1 pseudogene is annotated in these 569 nt (G+C 53.6%); it reads left to right on the top strand.

The features are described from left to right. Window positions 1-238: pseudogene (locus A3730_RS19950) on the top strand (aspartate-semialdehyde dehydrogenase); the annotation flags it as partial. Between the last annotated feature and the right edge of the window lie 331 nt (window positions 239-569).

The raw sequence follows: 569 nt of genomic DNA on the forward strand, positions 1-569 counted from the left end.
ATGCCATGCCTTGTGGGAGGGCAATGACGATATATCGGTGCAGGACAGTGATGATCCGCAAGCCATGTCGCCAGTGGCCATGGTGGAAGGTGAGCCTGTAATGCGACTTTCCCGGGTCCGTGAAGAGATGGAAGCGGGCGGGGCGTTGAGCTATTTTAGCGTTGCCGATAATGTCCGTTGGGGGGCTGCGTTGAACGCGGTGAAAATAGTCGAGAAGTTGCTAAAAGACTATCTGTAATGGATACTTACTGACATTATGTGACGCGGTTTCTAGGTTTTGTCTCTGCCCTGAGGCAGAATGTGTGAACGGCGTCATATAGGACAGCTTGCCGCCTCGGGTACATCCGTAGGGCCCGCGGGATCGGGCTGAGCGCGGGAAACATAATAAATAAAGGGTTCGACCATGCTTCGAAAACTTGGGTTTGGCTTAACAGCTGTGGCGATGATGGCGCCTGGCGTAGCGGCAGCATTGGGGGTAGGGGAATACCAGCTTAATTCCTATTTGAACCAGCCCCTGGATATGGATGTTTCTCTGCACGAGGTCGGCGACCTGTCAGCAGAGGAGATTC

Source organism: Alcanivorax sp. HI0044 (assembly GCF_001634945.1).